Raw genomic sequence first — 1909 nt, forward strand, 5'->3', positions numbered from 1 at the left:
CCTGCCCTACAAGGCTTAGGCTATGGTAAAATAGACCCAGTCCATAAAACCAGTACCACCCACTCTGCCATCACCGACCAAGCAGGGCTTAGTCATATTAATACAGACAACTTCAAACAAGCAGAAGTTCAAAACCAGCTTAACCCAATCATCGCCAATGAGTTTGATGGGGAGAAGGTGCTTAGGGAGTTGAATGCTCAAACAGTCATTACTACAGAGTTTGGGAGGGAGGCTCCAAAACAAATTGGGGATTATGCTGAAGACAAAAGACTGGAACTTTTATCAAAAGGTGATGTTGAGGAAGCTAAAAAATGGGCAGAGGGTGGTGTTTATCGTGTGGCGTTGCATACAGCTGTGGGACTGCTTGCAACGGGGATGGTGGAGGGCGGACCATCAGCAAGCACAACCGCCTACACCATTCCAAAGATAGATGAATATCTAAAAGAACAAGGCTTTGATGAAACAGTACGACACTCTGCTTTGCTTGCTCTATCAGCAGGCATTGGTGCGACTGTTGGTGGCGATACTGCAAGCACTGCCAATAATGCTGGGCAAACGCAGTGGAATTATTTGAGTCATAAGCAGTTACAGGACAAAATAATTGAATTAAATGCTTGCGGGTTTGAGAAATCATGTATCGCTGCAGTTAATGAAAAATATGATGGGATATCTAGGCAAAATGATGTTGCTTTGCATAACTCATGCAGAACAATATCGGTAGATTGCATCAATAGGATGAGTGTCGCTTTAGATTATGTAGGAGAGGACAAGCATTTGAATTTAAAAACTGATATTCAGCAATCAAGAAAAAGAGTTTTAGATGTTGCCAATGGTAGAGGGTATCATGCAATATCCAACCTATCGATGAGAGCTGACTATTTTGGAGCTATGTATGACTATACAGGACAGCCATGGTTTAGGATGGCAGAAAAACATTCGAGAGGTCAGTTGAAGATAGCTGATAATACTGGTTTTTCTGATTGGATTTCCGAGGCTGGTGATGCTATTATGAAAAAGGGAAAACCAGAATTTCAGTATATTTACCAAAATTATCAGAATGAAACAAATAGTTGGAGTTACAAAAGATTGCATAATGAACAATATGACCCAGCGTTGCAAAAAATTCATGAAAAACATTACAATTCATGGTTGCCTGTTACTCAACGGTATGTAGATAGTCAAGTTGGCGGTGAATTCTTAAACCCTCAACATAGATTTAATACTGGTTGTAAAGATATGCTTGAAGTGCAGGAATGTCAAAAATGATAGATGTAATCACTTTACTCTTGCTCGTTATTAATTTTTACTATATGATAAGTTTCGGTATTTTTGGATTTTTTGTGTACCTAAAATTGATTTCTGATATTTTTTTAAAAAAATAGATAAAATTCATCAAAGAAAATTTATTCACATACTTTCATGTGTAGGTATATTTCCTAGTATTTCTTTGTTTTTGTTTCTTTTATTTGATTTTTTTGACGATCATGATTCTTTATTTGTTTACGCAACTAGATTTAGAAATATGCAAGATGCTTTTTATGGAGTATCATTTATTATGCTTTGGTTTATGCCAGCAATTTTTTTATTGCTAAGGCATTGCATAATCAATAGAAAATTTTATATTAAATTTTCTCTGATTTGGTATGGAATAATTATGGTTTGTTTGGTTTTTCATGTATATAGTGCAAGGATGCATATTTTAAAATATTTTTGAAAATTTAAACTAATTCTGAAGAATACTAAAAAATTGAACAAACCTAAGACTCTTCGACGGCATCACCTCCGCCTTGTACGCACCAAATACAAATGGTATACTAGGCGATACAGCAAGAGCATTAAGCCCACAAGTGGCTTATCGGATTGGGCAGTATTTTAAAGAAAACAAAGTCAAAAACCAACAAGACAATGG

General features: G+C 36.3%; 1 pseudogene. It reads left to right on the forward strand.

The window, feature by feature from the left end:
* Window positions 1-1266, forward strand: a pseudogene (locus tag MOB01S_RS12840) (hypothetical protein); the annotation flags it as partial.
* Between the last annotated feature and the right edge of the window lie 643 nt (window positions 1267-1909).

It is taken from the genome of Moraxella oblonga NBRC 102422 (assembly GCF_001598275.1).
Classification (GTDB): domain Bacteria; phylum Pseudomonadota; class Gammaproteobacteria; order Pseudomonadales; family Moraxellaceae; genus Moraxella; species Moraxella oblonga.